General features: G+C 67.9%; 19 protein-coding genes. 15 read left to right on the top strand and 4 right to left on the bottom strand.

The genetic code is table 11. The features are described from left to right. The first annotated feature begins 68 nt into the window (after window positions 1–68). Both C1707_RS08365 and C1707_RS08360 read left to right on the top strand, forming a co-directional pair. On the top strand, window positions 69–1,070 hold the full coding sequence (locus C1707_RS08365; protein WP_101714374.1) for an AAA family ATPase: 1,002 nt from the start codon (window positions 69–71) through the stop codon (window positions 1,068–1,070). 54 nt (window positions 1,071–1,124) lie between these two features. Beyond that, window positions 1,125–3,770: a S8 family peptidase gene (locus C1707_RS08360; protein WP_101714373.1), complete on the top strand. Its 2,646-nt coding sequence runs from the start codon at window positions 1,125–1,127 to the stop codon at window positions 3,768–3,770. Between the two features lie 55 nt (window positions 3,771–3,825). On the opposite strand, the gene C1707_RS08355 is transcribed toward C1707_RS08360, so the two are convergent. The 3 genes from C1707_RS08355 to C1707_RS08345 all read right to left on the bottom strand — a co-directional run bounded on the left by C1707_RS08355 (window position 3,826) and on the right by C1707_RS08345 (window position 5,847). Beyond that, window positions 3,826–4,236, bottom strand: a complete 411-nt coding sequence (locus C1707_RS08355) for a hypothetical protein (protein ID WP_101714372.1) — start codon at window positions 4,234–4,236, stop codon at window positions 3,826–3,828. A 207-nt stretch (window positions 4,237–4,443) separates the two neighbouring features. Beyond that, window positions 4,444–5,520: a hypothetical protein gene (locus C1707_RS08350; protein ID WP_101714371.1), complete on the bottom strand. Its 1,077-nt coding sequence runs from the start codon at window positions 5,518–5,520 to the stop codon at window positions 4,444–4,446. 57 nt (window positions 5,521–5,577) lie between these two features. Continuing rightward, window positions 5,578–5,847: a hypothetical protein gene (locus tag C1707_RS08345; protein ID WP_101714370.1), complete on the bottom strand. Its 270-nt coding sequence runs from the start codon at window positions 5,845–5,847 to the stop codon at window positions 5,578–5,580. A gap of 545 nt (window positions 5,848–6,392) precedes the next feature. Between C1707_RS08345 and C1707_RS08340 the strand changes: the two genes are divergently transcribed. The 12 genes from C1707_RS08340 (at window position 6,393) to C1707_RS08290 (ending at window position 13,764) form a co-directional block, all read left to right on the top strand. Continuing rightward, on the top strand, window positions 6,393–6,749 hold the full coding sequence (locus C1707_RS08340; RefSeq protein WP_101714369.1) for a DUF736 domain-containing protein: 357 nt from the start codon (window positions 6,393–6,395) through the stop codon (window positions 6,747–6,749). A gap of 102 nt (window positions 6,750–6,851) precedes the next feature. Continuing rightward, entirely contained in the window at window positions 6,852–7,118 is a 267-nt protein-coding gene (locus C1707_RS08335; protein ID WP_101714368.1) for a DNA -binding domain-containing protein, read from the top strand. Between the two features lie 106 nt (window positions 7,119–7,224). Continuing rightward, window positions 7,225–7,425, top strand: coding sequence for a transcriptional regulator domain-containing protein (locus tag C1707_RS26660; RefSeq protein WP_219619875.1), 201 nt, complete (start codon window positions 7,225–7,227; stop codon window positions 7,423–7,425). A 190-nt stretch (window positions 7,426–7,615) separates the two neighbouring features. Continuing rightward, window positions 7,616–7,936 (top strand): DUF2285 domain-containing protein, encoded by a 321-nt coding sequence (locus C1707_RS26060; protein WP_164467306.1) that lies wholly within the window; start codon window positions 7,616–7,618, stop codon window positions 7,934–7,936. 135 nt (window positions 7,937–8,071) lie between these two features. Then, complete coding sequence (locus C1707_RS08325; RefSeq protein ID WP_101714366.1) at window positions 8,072–8,332, top strand: helix-turn-helix transcriptional regulator; 261 nt, start codon at window positions 8,072–8,074, stop codon at window positions 8,330–8,332. A gap of 2 nt (window positions 8,333–8,334) precedes the next feature. Then, the gene (locus C1707_RS08320; RefSeq protein ID WP_101714365.1) at window positions 8,335–9,393 is read left to right on the top strand and encodes a replication initiator protein A; all 1,059 of its coding nucleotides are present in this window, start codon (window positions 8,335–8,337) and stop codon (window positions 9,391–9,393) included. Next, entirely contained in the window at window positions 9,390–10,025 is a 636-nt protein-coding gene (parA, locus tag C1707_RS08315; protein ID WP_101714364.1) for a ParA family partition ATPase, read from the top strand. Before C1707_RS08320 ends, parA begins: the two co-directional genes overlap by 4 nt. Next, entirely contained in the window at window positions 10,022–10,270 is a 249-nt protein-coding gene (locus tag C1707_RS08310; RefSeq protein ID WP_101714363.1) for a hypothetical protein, read from the top strand. Before parA ends, C1707_RS08310 begins: the two co-directional genes overlap by 4 nt. After that, window positions 10,267–10,740 (top strand): DUF2840 domain-containing protein, encoded by a 474-nt coding sequence (locus tag C1707_RS08305; RefSeq protein ID WP_101714362.1) that lies wholly within the window; start codon window positions 10,267–10,269, stop codon window positions 10,738–10,740. The genes C1707_RS08310 and C1707_RS08305 overlap by 4 nt, the downstream gene beginning before the upstream one ends. An 8-nt stretch (window positions 10,741–10,748) precedes the next feature. Beyond that, window positions 10,749–11,276, top strand: a complete 528-nt coding sequence (locus C1707_RS08300; protein WP_205686830.1) for a S26 family signal peptidase — start codon at window positions 10,749–10,751, stop codon at window positions 11,274–11,276. Then, window positions 11,273–11,869, top strand: coding sequence for a lytic transglycosylase domain-containing protein (locus C1707_RS08295; RefSeq protein WP_101714361.1), 597 nt, complete (start codon window positions 11,273–11,275; stop codon window positions 11,867–11,869). The genes C1707_RS08300 and C1707_RS08295 overlap by 4 nt, the downstream gene beginning before the upstream one ends. Window positions 11,870–12,051: 182 nt before the next feature. Continuing rightward, on the top strand, window positions 12,052–13,764 hold the full coding sequence (locus C1707_RS08290) for a relaxase/mobilization nuclease domain-containing protein (RefSeq protein ID WP_101714360.1): 1,713 nt from the start codon (window positions 12,052–12,054) through the stop codon (window positions 13,762–13,764). Here the strand turns inward: C1707_RS08290 and C1707_RS08285 are convergent. After that, the gene (locus tag C1707_RS08285; protein ID WP_145998446.1) at window positions 13,759–14,340 is read right to left on the bottom strand and encodes a hypothetical protein; all 582 of its coding nucleotides are present in this window, start codon (window positions 14,338–14,340) and stop codon (window positions 13,759–13,761) included. The genes C1707_RS08290 and C1707_RS08285 overlap by 6 nt on opposite strands. Window positions 14,341–14,660: 320 nt before the next feature. Here C1707_RS08285 and C1707_RS08280 point away from each other — a divergent pair, with 320 nt between their 5' ends. Next, window positions 14,661–15,287, top strand: a complete 627-nt coding sequence (locus tag C1707_RS08280; RefSeq protein ID WP_101714358.1) for a GntR family transcriptional regulator — start codon at window positions 14,661–14,663, stop codon at window positions 15,285–15,287. Window positions 15,288–15,491: the final 204 nt, after the last annotated feature.

Genomic DNA, 15,491 nt, shown 5'->3' with positions numbered 1-15,491 from the left:
TTCGCACACCCGATGTTAACTACGACTCGCGCTATGCTTGCGTCACATCCGAGAAAGGGGGCGCTCCGATGACTGTTCGGCACATTCTCGCGCTCCTGGAGTCGCATGCCGAAGGCGATGAAGAGCGCCTGCTGTCCATCGCCCTGTCGATCGCAGCGACCGAGGCGCGCGCCGGTCACGCCGATGACGCCGCCGCCCTGAAGCAGGCGGTGCAACGGGTCCGTGACGCGCGTCGGGGACCGCCCGTCCCAGCCGCCTCGCCGATCCCCTTGGCGCGCCCGCGCGGCGAGCTGCAGAGCATCGTCGAGAGCAGCTACCCCAAGACCAAGCTGTCGGGCATGGTTCTGGCGCCGGCCACCGCCGACAAACTGGCCCGCGTCGTGCGCCAGCAGGAAGCGCGCGCGACATTGCGCGAACATGGCCAGACCCCCGCGACCCATCTTTTGCTGATCGGCCCGCCAGGCACGGGCAAGACCATGACCGCCGCGGCGCTGGCGGCGGAACTGCGGCTGCCGCTCTTCACCATCAAGCTCGAAAGCGTGTTCTCCCGCTACATGGGCGAGACCGCGAGCAAGCTGCGTCTGGTGTTCGACCAGGTCGCGGCCGTGCGCGGGGTCTATCTGCTCGACGAGTTCGACGCCGTAGGGGCTCGCCGCGGCGACCCCAACGATGTTGGGGAAATGCGCCGGATCCTCAATTCGGTGCTGTCCTTCATGGAGGAGTCCAACAGCACCGACAGCATCGTGGTGGCCGCCACCAACCACGTCGAGATCCTCGACCACGCCCTGGCGCGGCGCTTCGACGAGGTCGTCGAGTACGGCCTGCCCAGCGCCGACGAGGGCGTGGCCATCCTCAAGGCCCGCCTTGGCAAGTTCAAGCTGGCGGCCAAGGCCATCAAGGGCCTGCGCGAGGAACTGGGCGGGCTGAGCCAAGGCGAGATCGTCCGGGCCACGGACTCGGCCGTGCGCGAGGCGATCCTGGATGGCCGGCTGGAGATCGCCGCCGACCACCTGGCCAAGATGTTGCGCGACCGACGAGCCTTCCGCGAGCGCTTCCACCCCGCGACTTGAGCCAAGCTTCACAACCGCCGATGATCGCTTTTTGCGAATCGCGCGGAACGTTCAATGGCCGGGCAGGATCCCAAGGACGCTAGACAGCATCTGTCGCTGGATCGTGTGCGCACGTCAGGTTCTTACGCGCCACCCAAGCCGGCGATCAAGCGCAAGCCCTATCGCGACGATTATGTCGCGCACGGGACCGGCCTTCTGCGCCAACTGGCTCAGGCCTTGCCGCAGATCCCGCCTGCGAACCTGGACCTGCGCTTGCCCATCCACGGCCTCAAGCCGGGCGTCCTGGTCGCCGTCGAAACCCGGCCGCCCACCAGCGACAGACAAGGCCCCAGTAAGATCCCCGTGCCTTTCGAGTTGCAGGGCCAGGATCTGGTCGTATTGACCTCGCTGCGGCGGCCCGATCGGGCCGAGGAAGCGATCGTCTTCGTCCCCGACGACGCCCGCCAGGATCTGAGCCGCCGCCTGACGGCCTATTCACGCGGCGACCGCAATGGCCAGGGACCCCAGCATGCGCCCCAGTTCGAGCGGATCGAGCGCATCGACGCGGCCAACGGGACCAAGCTCTTCCCCGCCTCGACCAATTTCGACGATCCGGCCTTACGCTGGTGGGAGCTTTGGGTGCGCGATATCCGCGAAGTGCCGCGCGGCCTGATCGCCTCGGCGCGGGCCCAAAGGCTCGACGTCCACCCCGAGCAGCTGGTGTTTCCCGACACCCAGGTAGTGTTCGTCCATGCCACCGCGCGTCAGGCGCTGGACTTCGTCTCGCGGACGGCGGGAGCGATCGAGGAGGTGCGCCCAGGCGCCGGCACCATCGAGCCCTTCCTGTCCCTCGGCCAGGGACGCGTCACCCAGCACGATTTCGTCTCCGACCTGGCCGCACGGATCATTCCGCCTCGCACGGACGCGCCGACCGTGTGCGTCATGGACACCGGCGTGGCGGCCGCCCACCCGCTTCTCACCGACGGCCTGATCCTGGCCACAGCGGTCGACGAGGCCTGGGGCGCGCACGATCACTGGCGCAACGATGGGCATGGAACCGGGGTGGTCAGCCTGGCCCTCCACGGGGACCTCGAGCACCCGATGAACGACCAGCGGTTCGTCGAGCTGACCCACAGCGTCGAGTCCATCAAGATCCTGCCCCCGCGCGGCTTTGCCCCGACACCGCCGGCCAGCTACGGCATGGTCACCCAGTCGGCCATATCGCTGGCCGAGACCTCCCGCCCCAATCGCCAGCGGTCCTTCTGCCTGGCCAGTTGCGCGATCGACACCAACGCCAGCCGTCCCAGCTCCTGGAGCGGAGCCCTCGACCAGATCGCCGCCGGCGAACTGGCCGGGGACGGCGTCTTCGCCTTGAAGGCCGCCGACAAACCCAAACGCGTGGTCATGGTGGCGGCTGGAAACATCTCTGGCGGCCTAGCCGTCGAGGTGCTCGACGGCGGGCCGATCAACGATCCGGCCCAGAGCTGGAACGCCCTGACCATTGGCGGATACACGACCAAGGCCGAGCTGGGCGCGGAGGCGGCGCGCCTGACCCCCTTGGCCGTGGCCAACGACCGCAGCCCATTCAGCACCACTTCCCACACCCTGCCCACCGACCTGCTGCCCATCAAGCCAGAGGTGCTGTTCGAGGCCGGTAACATGGCCGTCGACGAACGGGGCGAATGCGAGTGGCATCCGGCGCTGTCGCTCCTGTCGGCAGGTAAGGAAGTCGAGACCAATCCCCTGGCCCCCTTCTGGGCCACCAGCGCCGCGGTCGGCATGGCAGGACACTTCATGGGCCGCCTCCAGGCCGCCCTGCCCGGCTACTGGCCAGAGACCTACCGGGCCCTGACGGTGCATTCGGCGCGCTGGCCCAAGCCGATCGCCGACAAGCTGCTGCCAAGCCGTGGGGGCAAGAAATGGAAGGGCGGCGGCAAGGGCGAGAAGATCCGGCTCCTGCGGCAGGTCGGGTATGGCGTGCCGCAACTGGACCTGGCGATCGCCTCGGCCAAGAACGACTTCACCATGATCGCCCAGGCCGAGATCCAACCCTACGCTGACGGGACGACGACGGCCGTCTACAACGAGGTTCATTTCTACGACCTGCCGTGGCCCAAGGAGGCTCTGGCCAAGCTGGGCGACAAGGCCGTGATGATGCGCGTGACCCTGTCCTACTTCGTCGAGCCTAACCTGACCGGCAAGGGAGCGACGCGGCCTGAAACCTACCGCTCGTTTGGCCTTCGGTTCGCGCTGAAGAAGCGCAACGAGACCGAGGAGGCCTTCCATGCAAGGCTCAGCCGGCTGAAGGCCGACGGCGAGGTCGACGCCGACGAGGAGGACTGGGACAGCTACTTGGGCGTCATCGACGATCCTGCTCTTGCGCTCCTCGGCGCGGACGACGCCGGGGAGGATGAGGGCGGCGGCGACAAATCCGGCGAGAACTGGCTGCTGGGTCCCAACGCCATGTCGGCCGGCTCCCTCCACTGCGACATCTGGCGCGGCAAGGCCGAGGACCTGGTCAACCACGACGCCGTCGCCGTGCATCCCGCGCCGGGCTGGTGGAAGAGCCATCTGGGCCAAAAGCGGCAATCGGATCGCGGGCGCTATGCGCTGGTGCTGTCGATCTCAGCCGACGGCGCCGAGGTCGATCTCCATGCCGAGGCCAGCCAGGTCCTGGTCCAGAAGGAGATCCGCATCGCCCAGCAGACCCTGATCGGTTGACTGCACTAAGCTGGTTGCTCGGCGCTGATGGCCTCAGCGCCGACTAGGGCTTGCCCTACCGCCCCTCGAACAGTGCGCTCCACAGAAAGCCCGTTTCGATCCATTCCACGATCAGGTCGTCCCTGATCGTAAAGCCTTGGGCGCGTAGCCTTTCGGCGTCGGCGGGATGGAGCTTGCCCTTGGTGCCGTGGCTGCCCGACCCGTCGAGATTGACGATGACGTATTCGTCGCCCTTTCGGCCGTGGACATGGGCATGGGTCATGCCAGCGCCGCGCGTGTGCGTAGACCGATCGATCCGGATGTTGTTCTGAAAGCGGCCCGATACGAGCTTGCCTTCACACAGGACCTGGAAGCCACGGGCATCGGTCTCGATGAAAATCCCGTCCAGTTGCTGCAGCGCACGAGCGGCCGCCGCAGCGTCCAGCTGGCGCAGCTTGGCGAGGGTCGTCTTGACGGGGTTTTCCATACTCGCGCTCCAGGTCGCAGATTTGCTCATCTCGCTTGTCGGCCGACGCCTTGTCTACGCCGCCCTCTGAGCACGCGCGGCTCGCCGCCGAGCGGCAAACCATGGGCTCGATACCGCCTGCGAAGTTGAACAGGCTTAGCCGGCCGCGGCGCCCCAGCGACCTTGCTGTTCGCGCGTCGCCGACGAGGCGACCTGACCAAGAGCCCCTTACCCCTCTTGGAAAAGGGCCGGGCGGATAAACTGCCCCTGCGCCGTCAGGAACCTGACCATGCCCGTCGAGATCGCTTGGGCGACCTTCTCCGGATCGCGCGTGCCATCGACCTCGATGGCCCTGGCGTCGACGAAGCTCTGGACGGCGAATAGCAGCGCCGCACCAAACGCCTCGGGTTCGAAGTCCTTGATGCTGAGCGGCGGCCGCTGGGCGGCGATCATCACGAATTTCTTGTCGTAGACGAGCGTCGAGAACAGGGGCCTGCGGATCAGGTTGCGGTTCGCATAGGCGAACATGGCGCCGATCTCACGAAGCTGGAGCTCCGCGATCGGCCCATCTATCAATTCGAGGCGATCCGACCACACAGATTCCGCCGCCGTTCCATCGTTCAAGGTGGCCACGATGCCGACCTTGCCTACCCGGACGATCAGGGTCTGATCAAAGGTAAAATCCTGGTAGTCCCAGCCGTCCCCGGTCAGGGCTTGGGCCACCTCGAAGATCCGCAAAGACCCGATCACCTCGGGAAACAGGCTGGCCTTCGTGAACGGTGAGCGGGCCAGCGCATGCAGGTGGTGCATGTCGCCCCAGTCATAAGCGTCCCCGACCACGAGATCGCCTTGTCGCGGATCCTTGTGCAGCCTGACGGAGCGGTCCTTCAGGTGGACCTTGAAGAACAGGAGCGCCAGCCAGGTGAAGAGCAGCCGCCGGCCAGCCTCGTCGAGGCGGCCGGCCACCTCGGCGAAGTCGCCCTTCAGCAATTGCGAGACCGGTGTCTCCACCGTCTCGCCCAGCAGGCTGTTGCACTCCACGCAGCAGGGAACACGGTAGCCGCGGTAATGTCGGCGCTCCCCGGTCGGCAAGGTGATTTCCTTGTCGTAGAGCCCATAGCGCTTCAAAACCCAGCGTGGGATGATGTGCTCATCGTTGAAGGTCTTGCTCTGGGGCGAGGCGCCGCAGACGAAACAGGCTTCCCCCAGGACGACCTCGTCGACGAAGCGCCGGCAGCTCAAGAGAAGAATGCGACCATCTTCACCGAGGATCGTATTGTCGGGCATATCCTGCAGATCGATCACGCTCTAACGCTCGCTCCATCCTTTTGAACCGCAGATCCGGCCGCTCTGCCGCGCCCGCTACTGGATTTTCGGCTCGCCGACCCGATCACGTGCGATGACGACCTCGGCCCAGCGGTCGAGAAAGGCCTTGGCGTCTTTCGTCGACATGCCGTCGGTCGCCTCCATCAACGTCTCGGCGATGGTTTTGAGGAAGGCGACATAGGGCGCAGCATCACGCTGCGTCGCCTCGTCAGCCGTCCCCATGGCCACGGCGAAGAGCTTCTCCATCAGCGCGTAGTTTTCCGGATCGTCGAGCGGATCAGGAAAGTCGTCGCCGTTGCCGGCCATCGGCTAGCCCCGCTGGATCATGCCGGCGATCAGCAAGGCGAAGATCACCGCCGAAAACACCAGGCAGCCGATAGCGAACTTGCTCAGCAGCGGCCCTGAACGTCGACGGCGACCAACCATACTTTCCCTCTCTAGTTGCACGAACCCTAGCCACTAGGACCATCGACGTCCACTCGCTGATCATCGATCCGGATCACCGATTGCGGCGGCGGCCCTAACCGAGCAACCGGCTCAATCGTCTTCAAAGATCCGTCGCGTGGCGTATCCGCCCCGGCCGACGCCAGGACCGTCGCGCGCCCGTCCACGGTAGCGGCGCCTATGGACCGAGGCGAAAAAGGTCTTCGCCAGCCCACGCCACGGCCTGTCTTTGCACGATCGGCGCCTTGCACGTCTTGAGGGAGCGGATCGACCGAACCAGGCTGCGATCCGCCGGGCCGTCCCCCCGTTGTCCCGGCGCCAGTCGCACACGCGACGTGCGGCGGCGCGTCAGGCTTGCCCCCCAAAGCCGCAGCACGCGCCGCCGCATCCCTGTCAAAGGATCCGCCATGACAACCATCGGCACGTTCCGCCGCGACGGCCAGGATTTCGTCGGCCGCCTCTCCACCCTGATGATCGACGCCTCGCTGCGGCTGACGGCCGTCGAGAAGGTTTCGGCCAGCGCGCCGGTGTTCCGCGCCTTCGTCGGCGAGGCAGAGTGCGGGGCGGCCTGGCGTCCGACCGATCCAGCCAGCGGCGCCCTCCTGAACGTCAAGCTCGACGACCCCACCTGGCCCGAGCCCATCCATGCCCGGCTGATGGCGGGCGAGGAAACCTGCCCGCTCGTCTGGATCCGCCGCCAGGACGAGCGCGCCAAGGAGCAAGCCCCCGCCCCCGATCCCAAGTCACGCGCCGCGCCTGCCTAGAGGGGGCGATGCCGCTAGCGCATCACCCGATGCCCCCAGCGCCCATGCCTCCGCCCCGAAATCCCGCTATGGTCGAAGGCCTGGCCGGGAGCGGGAGGCCCGATGCGAAGCGGCGATCTACGAGACGAACCCATCGGCGATCCCGAGGTCACCGACTACGATCGCGCCCATCTGCAGGCCTATCTGCGCTTGCTGGACGCCGACGCCGCCCACGCCGACTGGCGCGAGGCGGCGTCGTTCGTTCTGGGCCTCGATGTCGATAAGGATCCCGTCCGCGCCAAGCGCATCCACCAGGTCCATCTCGATCGCGCCCGCTGGATGAGTGCTTCGGGCTACCGCCAGTTGATCGGATCTGCCCCCGCGAAGTGATGCCGACGCGGCATCGCCCGCCTCCGACGCGATCGCTTCCGCAGGCGTCTACGCACGGAAAGACAATCGCCCACTCAATCTAAAGTGAGCTTTGTCGGAGTATCTCATGTCGCCAGACGCGTCTCGGTGGCGATCAGCCGAAGCCTACGACTACGTGGACGATCTTTCCGCCGCCGATTTGGCCTGGGAATATCTTCGTCGCAATCCCGATTATCAAAGCGACTTCCAGACCGCACCGCCGGCCAGGGACGAGGGCGATTGGCCCTCGCGATGGGGGCTGCGATTTCCCCGTCGATCCTTCGCTTGAGGCCGACCGCGCCGAGGTCTGGTGGCGCCCTGACATTGATGCCGATCTCCTGCTGCTCGTTCCTTCGCCCCTGGCGGGACCAACGCGACTGACGGCCGGCGACCTGCCCGCCCAGCGCCTTGTCCGGGGGCGCGGGCGCGGCAAGATCCGCCTGTCGCTCCTGGCCCAAGGATGCGATGCGGCAAGCGCCTTGGCCGCCCTGGTTCCGCTAGATGATCAGCTGCCGCGGCGTCTCGAGGCCCTCGCCCGTCTTTGGCGCCAGGCCAACGGCCAGAGCGCCGACGAGACCATCATCACCATGCCGCGCCGCCGACGCCTGAAGGCCATGCTGCGCGCTTGGGACGGCCGTCACTGTGGCGCGCCCTATCGAGAGATCGCCATCGGCCTCTTCGGCGTCGCGCGAGTGGCGGCCAGTCCCTGGAAAACCTCATCCTTGCGCGACTCGACGATGCGACTGGTGCGCGACGCCCAGGGCATGGTCGCGGGCGGATACCAGTCCCTCCTGGGCTGATCGCCCGACCTGCCAAAGGGGTGCGAAAATCGCACGCCCGCCTTCGCACTCCCCGCAGAGGCGAAGCCTTCGCCAACCTCCCCAGGTCCGCGCCTGGCCATCCCGGCCCGCGCCGCCCGACCTGGGAGTCCGCCAATGTCCCCGCAGCCGCACGCCGGCGCTCCGCGCTTCATCCGCACCCAGCAGGCCGCCGCCTTCCTGGGCCTCTCCCATCGCACCCTGGAGAAACACCGGACGTTCGGCACGGGCCCCGCCTACCGCAAGCTCGGCGGCCGAGTGGTCTACGCCGTCGAGGACCTGCAGGCGTGGGCCGACAGGGGCGTCAAGTGCTCCACCACCGACCCTGGCGTGGGCGAGGTGCTGCCCGCCAAGCGCCATCCCATGAGCGCGGCCTGAACATGGCCAAGCCCCCAAAGTTCGCATCGGCGACGGCGCCGCGGCTGGATCCCTTCGTGGTCGCCGCTGGCGACGCCAGCCCTCGTGACCAGCGCGACCTGATGGAGCGGCCGTTCTTCTCGTTGTCGAAGACCCCACGCGCCAAGCCGATCCTCTATCGATCGGGCGACGTGCAGGTGGAGGTCCATGCCCTGCCCGAGCACGGCATGGCCACCATCTGGGACGCCGACGTCCTGATCTGGGCGGCCTCGCAGATCGTCGACGCCGAAAACGGCGGGCTGCACACGTCGCGGCGCCTGCGCTTTACCCCCTATCAGTTGCTCACGGGCATCGGGCGGGCCACCGGCGCCACAGAATATCGCCTGTTCAAGGCCGCGCTGCGCCGCCTGCAGTCGACGGTCGTGGCCACGACCATCCGCCAGGGTGAACACTGGCGACGCCAGCAGTTCTCCTGGATCGCCGAGTGGGAGGAGCGCGGCGGCGTCGGCGGCCGCGTCGAAGGCGTCGAGGTCGTGCTGGCCGACTGGTTCTATCGCGGCGTCGTCGACCGTTCCTTGGTCCTGACCATCGACCCGCTCTACTTCCGCCTCACCGGCGGCATCGAGCGCTGGCTCTACCGCGTCGCCCGCAAGCACGCCGGTCACCAGCCCGCCGGCTGGATGTTCGAGCTGGCCCACCTGCACCAGAAGTCCGGCAGCCTGGCCCGCCCATCCGACTTCGCCCTCGACATCCGACGCATCGTCGCCCGCCAGCCCCTGCCCGGCTACCACCTGACCTTGGACCGCGCCCAGGGTCGTGAGCGCCTGCGCATCGCGCCCCTGACGGCCATCATCACGCTGGGCGGACCGGCACGGCCCGCTGTGGATGCGCCTGTGGACGGGCTCGTGACATCGGGCGCACGGCCTATCGGGATATCAGGCGCACGGGACACGGGACATCAGGCGCAAGCGCGGCCCGCAAAGCCTTGCCCTACAAGGGTCGGCGGCGCGCTTAACTTGGAGTCTAACCTAGAGTCTAACTTACTAGCGGGCGGGCGCCGGATCGAAGGACGCGCGCCATGATCCTGGCTCTCCTCAATCAGAAGGGCGGCGTCGGCAAGACGACCCTGGCCTTGAACCTCGCCGGGGCCTGGGCCGCCCAAGGCCGGCGCGTGACCGTCCTGGACGCCGATCCGCAGGCGTCGGCCTTGGACTGGGCGCAGGCCCGCAGCCACGCCGGGCTGCCGCGCGCCTTCGGCGTGGTCGGCCTGCCCCGCGAGACCCTGCATCTGGAGGCGCCCGACATGGCCCGCGCCGCCGACCACGTGATCATCGACGGCCCACCGCGAGTGGCCCCGCTCCTGCGCTCGGCCCTGCTGGCGGCCGACCTCGTTCTGGCCCCCGTCCAGCCCTCGCCCCTCGATGGCTGGGCCTCGGCCGAGATGCTCCGCCTGATCGACGAGGCCAGGGTTTACCGTCCTGGCCTTCGCGCGCGCTTCGTCCTCAATCGCTGTGCGGCCCGCACCGTGATCGCCCGCGAGACCGCTCTGGCCCTCGCGCAGCAGGATATCGGCGCGCTACGCGCAAGCGTCGGCCAACGGGTCGTTTTCGCCACCGCCATGCAGACCGGCCGGCTGGCGGCCGAGTTGGCCCCCAAGGGGGTCGCGGCCATGGAGATCGCCAGGCTCGCCGCCGAACTGGAGACCCTGTCATGAACGGCAAGCCCTTCGCCGCCCGCCCAGCGGGGGCCGAGGCCTGGGTGCGCTCGGCCGAGCCGGCGGCCAAGCGCAGCGACGCCTTCAGCGCCCGCCTGACCATCGACGTCACCCCGGCCTGCAGGGGGCGGATAAAAATCGCCGCTTTCGCCCGTGGCCAGACCGTCGCCGAAATGATCCGCGAGTTGTTCGACACAACCTATCCCGAGCCCGATACCTCCGCCCCTGCGGAGGATCGTCGATGAGCGCCCCGTCGGGAGCCATGCAGATCGATCTTGTCTGGTGGGAAGGCCGGATCGAACACTGGATCCGCTTTGGTGATCCGGTCGCCGAGAGCCGCCTGGATCGCCGCCGCCGCACCCTCGACTTCTCGCCGCAGAGCATCGTCTGCCTGATCCGCTGGACAGCCGGACAGCACGGCACGATCCGCTCCGAACTCGATATCCTTCGCGCGACGGCGCCAGGCGAAGCCTACACGACCAGGCCCGGCGTGCATCCGGGCGCCGAGTGCCTGGCCACCGTGCGCGGCTGGTCCAAGGTGCAGATCGCCCTGGCGAGGATCGACAGGATGGAGGCGGCCGGCCTTTCGCCCATCGAGGCCGCCCCCGACTACTGGCGCCATCTGCACAATCGCCTGGCCGCGGGCTTGGCGCCGCGCGACTACGGACCCGCCCGCCACCGAGCCTTCCTCCTGCGTCGGGAGCGCGGATCGTGAGGGCGGCCGTGATCACCCTTGGCGCCCTGGGCTGCCTAGCTCTGGCCTGGCGCCCCTCCCCGCCTCGCCTGATGTGGAACACCACCGCGAGCGTTCCGGTCGGGCTATATCGGTTGGAGCCGCCGGGACAACCAGGCCTTGGCGACCTGGTCGTGGTTTCGCCGCCACCGGAAATCGCCCGCCTTCTCGCCGACCGCGACTGGCTGCCCAGCGGCGTCCCCCTCCTCAAGCCCGTCGCCGCAGGTCCCGGCCAGCGGGTATGCCGCCAGGGCCAAGCGGTGACGATCGACGGCCTGATCGTCGCCCGCGCAGCGCTCGAGGACGCGCGGCGGCGGCCGCTTCCCGCCTGGGAAGGGTGCCGAAGACTAGCGGCCAACGAAGTGTTCCTGCTGTCGCCCGAGGTCGGAAGCTTCGATGGTCGCTACCTGGCGATGACCCCGACCACCTCCATCCTGGCCCTAGCCAAGCCGCTTCTCACCGCCCGCCCCGACGCCGAAGGCAGATTGGGCGCTCCAGGGACGAGGGCGAGGCGATGAAGCGGATCCTGGCCAGCCTGACCCTCGGCGCTTTGCTGTCCATCCTCGCCCCGTCCGCTCTCGCCGCCGACCGACGTCACATCGAGGCGACCGCCGCCCGGTTCGAGCTGCCTGTCGAGCTGATCGACGCCGTCATAGCCGCCGAGAGCGCCGGCGACCCGCGCGCGGTGTCACCGGCCGGCGCCCAGGGACTGATGCAGTTGATGCCGGCGACTTGGGCGCAGCTTCGGGCGCGCCTTGGCCTTGGCGCCGATCCGTTCGACCCGCACGACAACGTCACCGCCGGCGCGGCCTATCTGCGCCAATTGCTCGACCGCTACGGCGCCCCGGGTTTCCTGGCCGCCTACAACGCCGGTCCCGGGCGCTATGAGCAGAGCCTGGCGGGCCGCGCCCTGCCCGCCGAGACCCAGGCCTACGTCCAACGTCTCACCAGGCTGGGCCTTCCCCTCGCGCCGTCGATCGATTGGCGAAGCGCCGGCCTCTTCACCACGCCCTGGCCGCGCGACCTGGGTCGCACGGGCCCAGATCAGGCCCAGCCGGATGCGACGCGCTTGTCACCACGCGCCGGCGGCGATGAACCTGCGGGTCGTTAAATGGCGCAGATGATCGCAGGGCAGCGAAATCCCGTTCGATGGCCAGATAAAAGCACCGCCGTCGGTCGGCTCTCAAGCCCTTGCCGGGCCTGGGGTCGCGCCGCCGTCGCCTATTGGGCGCGGCTGGCGGTTCTGTTGATTTTCCCTGCCCATTCAAGGTTCAAAGCGATGGCGGTCGGCCCATGAACGAGTTTGACGAGGAATTCCTGCTACGCCCAGGCCGCGTCGGCCAGGACAGGACGATCCGTCCGGCCGGCTTCCTCACCGAGGTCCGGACCGCCGCCGTCAGAACCTCGGACCCAGGCTCGAGCCCGCGCCGCGGCGGCGCACGGCGCGGGGCGCGCGGGGCCGCACGCGCCAATCCGTCTCCCGCCGCCGCACGCCGGGTCATGGTCAAAGCCCGCATCGTCCGGCACGCCGGCGCCCGGTATCGCGCCGCCCCGCTGTCCCGGCACATCGCCTATCTGGAACGGGAAGGCGTGAGCGCCGATGGGGCGCGTCCCCGGATGTTCGACGCCGGGGGCGAACGCGCCGATATCGAAGCCTTCGCGGCTCGCTGCGAGGGCGACCGCCACCACTTTCGCTTCATCGTCTCGCCCGAGGACGCTGGCGCCATGAGCGACCTTCGCGCCTTTAGTCGCGCCCTGATGACCACGGCCGAGCAGGACCTGGGCACACGCCTGGACTGGGTCGCCATCGACCATTGGAACACCGACAACCCCCATCTGCATATCCTGGTCCGGGGCAAGGCCCAGGACGGCGCCGACCTGGTCATCGCCGGCGACTACATCGCTCAGGGCCTGCGCGGACGCGCCCAGGCCCTGGTGTCGCTGGAACTTGGCCCGCGCAGCCAGCAGGAGATCCTCGCCGCCCTGGCGACGGAAATTGGGGCCGATCGTTGGACGAGCCTGGACCGCGATCTCGTAAGGGCCGCAATCAACAAGGGCGATCCGCTCGCGGGCGCAGACCGCCAGGCTGATCACCGGCAACGCCTCCTGGGTCGCCTGGGGCATCTCCAGCGCCTCGGCCTGGCCGACGAAACCAGGCCCGGCGCCTGGCGGCTGGCTGAGGGTCTGGAAACGCGCCTGCGCGACCTCGGCCTCAAGGGCGACATCATCAAGACCCTGCACCGGGCCGCGGCGCGGCAGGGTGCGGGCGTTGATCCTCGCCGTTTCGAGATCCAGCCCGACGAAGCCACGACGCCTGTCGCCGGCCGCCTCCTCGACCGAGGCCTGCGCGATGAGCTCGCCGGCTCGGCCTATGTCATCATCGACGGACTGGACGGACGCCAGCACCATCTGGGCTTTCGTGATCTGGCGGACACCAGCGATGCGCCTCTTGGCGCCATCGTGGAGGTGCGACGTCTGGGCGAGGGTCTTCAGGGCCGCCGACTTATGGTCCGCAGCGATCTGGACCTTGTGGCTCAGGTCACCGCCAGCGGAGCCACTTGGCTGGATCGTCGACTGATCGCCGCGGACCTGAGCAGCAATGTCGGCGGCTTCGCCAAGGAGGCGGCCGAAGCGACACAACAGCGTCTCCAGATTCTCATCGAACGTGGTCTGGCCGAGGCACGCGGCGGTCGGGCGCGCCTGGCGCCCAACCTGCTAGCCCGGCTGGACGCGGCCGAACGGAGCGAGCTTGTCGCCCGTATCGAACGCGAGACAGGATTGACCCATCGACTCTCCGCCCCGGGCGAGTCGGTGGCTGGACGCTACCAGCGCCGCTACGATCTGGCTTCGGGCCGGCTGGCCATGCTCGAGGATGGTCTGGGTTTCCGGCTCGTTCCCTGGTCTCCAAGGCTGGAAAACCATCTGGGCCGACAGGTCGCCGGCCGCATGATCCCCGGATCGCGGATCGAGTGGTCCCTGGGCCGCGCCCGCGGTCTTGGCCTATGAAGTCTCTTCGGTGTCAGACGGCGGCAGGGAGGCTTCCGCCTGACCCACAGCATCCGCCTTGTCGCCGAGCGGGGCTGCGGCTGGGGGCTCCGGCTCGCCGGCCAGGCCGCGGCGAGCCGCGCGCGCCAGCAACGCGTCGTTGCGCGCCTTGGCTTCCAACGCTTGGCCGGTCAGATCCTTGAAGGCGGCGCGATAGGCCGACACGAAACTGGTGGTCTCCAGAAAGGCGATCGCCTCTCCGGCCTCGTCGACAAACTCCTGCAACGTCATGCCAAAGGCGATCATCGCCTTGTTCTGCGCGACATAGGCGGCGAAGTCCGGACGCCCGATATGCACCGCCGCCAGCACGCCGATGGGATCGCAGTCTATGGCCGCGCCGAACTTCATCACATGCTCGACATTGAGTGCGCCGCCGCCGGCCTCGAAATTCTGGTAGCCACGCAAGGACAAGCCGACAGCCTCGGCCAAGGCCGGCGTGCGAGCCGGCCGGATCGCACGTACAGCTCTTAGCGCTGCGGATAGAAGCTCAGAGAGAAGCTTGGCGCGCGCCTTGTCGTCCGGGTCCTTACCGCTCATCCCACCACGCATACGCAATCTACCCTAGGTGTATCAGGGGTTTTACGCTTGGCGATAGGCCCCAGCGACACGCACGACTTCGGCGTGTGGGCGCCAGCGTCCCTGCCCGGCGTTAGTCGCAGGTGTTCGTTCTTTCGTCAAAGAATAAACATCGAGCTTTTGCGCGCAAAATTTATGCGCACCCACGCATTCGCGATGCGTAACTTAGTAATTTTTTGTAATTATCCGGAGATTGAATGATCTTCATTGTACGACTATTCATGACAGCATGATGTAGCGTAGCGTACTGCTGCAAACGCTCTCGCACTTTGGAGACGCGCATGGCGGCAACGACGCCCGACCGACCGAAAGACCCGTTCACCGCGGCGCTCGTCGCCTTGCGCTCGGCGCTTCGCGGCGGCCGCTTCTCGCGCGGCGAACCTCTGACCATCACCGAGCTGGCCCACGACCTGAGCCTGAGCGCCACACCCGTCCGCGAAGCCCTGTCACGTTTAGCGGGAGAGGGGCTGATCGAGGATCGGCGCGGGCGTGGCTATTTCGCCCGCCGGCTAGACGTCGCCGATCTGGTGGAACTCTACGGCCTGCGCGGCCTCTATCTCGGCGAAGCGTTGAACGAACGTCACGGCCAGGGCCAGACGAGCCTCGAACCGACCTCCGGCGCCGCGCACGAGCGCCTGGCCTGGATCATGGATCGCCTGGTGGCCCAGGCCGGCAATCGCGCCTTGTTCGACGCCTATCGCTCGATCTGCGATCGCCTCGGCCCCGCCACCGACGTCGAACCGCAGCTCTTTCGCATCGACGAAGAGCTTGAGGCCATCGAAGCGGCGGAACCGGCGGGGCAGCCGGCCTTGTCGATTGTCCTGGACCGCATGCACGCTGACCGGCGGGCTCGCGCCGACGAACTCGTTCGCGCCATACGCGCACGCGCAAATATCGCCACCCTGTAGGTGCAATATACTACCAATGCAGGAGCGGCGGGCGCGTGATGAGCAGGCCGCAATGACGCGGCTGATTGCTTCGAGGGAGCGCGTCATGACCAAGACCCGCAAGATCCGCCTGGTTCGCCTCGGCGACGCCAAGGTGCTGACCCACGGCGCCGAAGGCGTCGGCGCCGAGATCGCCACGCTGCGGAAGGAAGACGCCTGACCAAG

Origin of the sequence: Caulobacter flavus (genome assembly GCF_003722335.1) — a bacterium.
GTDB lineage: Bacteria > Pseudomonadota > Alphaproteobacteria > Caulobacterales > Caulobacteraceae > Caulobacter > Caulobacter flavus.
This window is presented reverse-complemented; position numbering and strand designations above follow the sequence as displayed.